This is a genomic window from Alteromonas sp. DY56-G5, from assembly GCF_041414725.1.
Taxonomy (GTDB): domain Bacteria; phylum Pseudomonadota; class Gammaproteobacteria; order Enterobacterales; family Alteromonadaceae; genus Alteromonas; species Alteromonas macleodii.
This window is the reverse complement of record NZ_JANHZQ010000123.1, coordinates 1-1,186: the sequence shown is the minus strand read 5'-3', so window position 1 is coordinate 1,186 and position 1,186 is coordinate 1. Positions and strand designations below refer to the sequence as shown.

Annotated in this window: 1 protein-coding gene; it reads left to right on the top strand. The window is 41.0% G+C overall.

Annotation, left to right across the window (positions count from 1 at the left end):
- Positions 1-565: 565 nt before the first annotated feature.
- Entirely contained in the window at positions 566-1,000 is a 435-nt protein-coding gene (locus NO989_RS21815; protein ID WP_014950474.1) for an OsmC family protein, read from the top strand.
- The last annotated feature ends 186 nt before the right edge of the window (positions 1,001-1,186 follow it).

The window sequence follows — 1,186 nt, the reverse complement described above, 5'->3', positions numbered from 1 at the left end:
GACTCCATGCACCAAAAGCAGCCCCCAGCTAGTATGGCCTCGTCGGCACTTGTTGATGGCGTAAAAACCGAAGCGCTTAACGCTGTGCTAATTAAAACTGCAGAAAGTGTTAATTTCATCACTCACCTTTTATGTGTTGGTTTAACATTGAAGCGACCTTCGCGTTTAAGTCTTCAGGTCCTAGTTTGCGAAGATATACGGTTAACAAATAAAGAACGGTTTAAGCTGAAATTAATTTCATCGTAGTGCTGCGAGTTAATTCGATTTTGTTTTACAAGCGTACATTTTTTCTAAGCGCACATTTTTTCTAAACGCACATTGCGAAGCTTGATGCCTGGCGCTAAAGCATAGGTACTGAAAAAGACTAGGAGGATGTAAGTAAAATTTTCATCTCACTCTGTAGTCTTCTTTCAAAAAGGGAACTGTCTTTGATTCCATCATTTACTAGACGGGGCTGTAAAGCCGCTATGACAAGGGATAGAGCGATTTCTTATGATCGGCAGAGCACTTGCATCTTATCCAACTACATGAAAATCAGTTTAGTTAAAATGAAAGGAAAGATGATATGTCGATAGTCAAATCAGGTAGTGCAGTTTACAAGCCGCTAGGTAAAAAGGGAAAGGGGAGCATTTCTACACAAACCGGTGCTTTATCGAACCAGCCTTATGGTTTTAACACGCGGTTTGAAGATGGAAAGGGAACTAACCCCGAAGAATTAATTGGTGCGGCGCATGCAAGTTGTTTCACCATGGCACTTTCTTTTGCGCTTTCAGACGCGGGATACGATGACGGCGAGTTAAATACCACTGCAAAAATCAGTTTAGAGAAAAACGATGACGGCTTTGAAATAACTCAATCGGCACTAAGCTTAGATGCTGAGGTTGAAGGGATTACCGAAGATGAGTTTGAGAAAATTGCACAGGAAGCAAAAGAAAATTGCCCAGTATCTCAACTTCTTAATGCCAACATCACATTGGAATACCGATTGAATATTGAATAAAAGATAAAGGCTATTACTATCCTTATCGAAAGATAGGGCTCGCTCTGTTAGACAAGAGCAGGCAAGTTGTCTTTATCAAGTGAAGTATAAAAAAGCGGCTTTAGAAGCCGCTTCAGATTGATGATAAACCCCTCTTTTTTCGGAGGGGTTTATTTTTTCTAGCAGCCGAAGGCTGCGATCGCGATA

What these genes read in the sequence shown, in the direction of transcription:
- NO989_RS21815 (WP_014950474.1), top strand. Translation starts at nt 566, where the DNA reads ATGTCGATAGTCAAATCAGGTAGTGCAGTTTACAAGCCGCTAGGTAAA.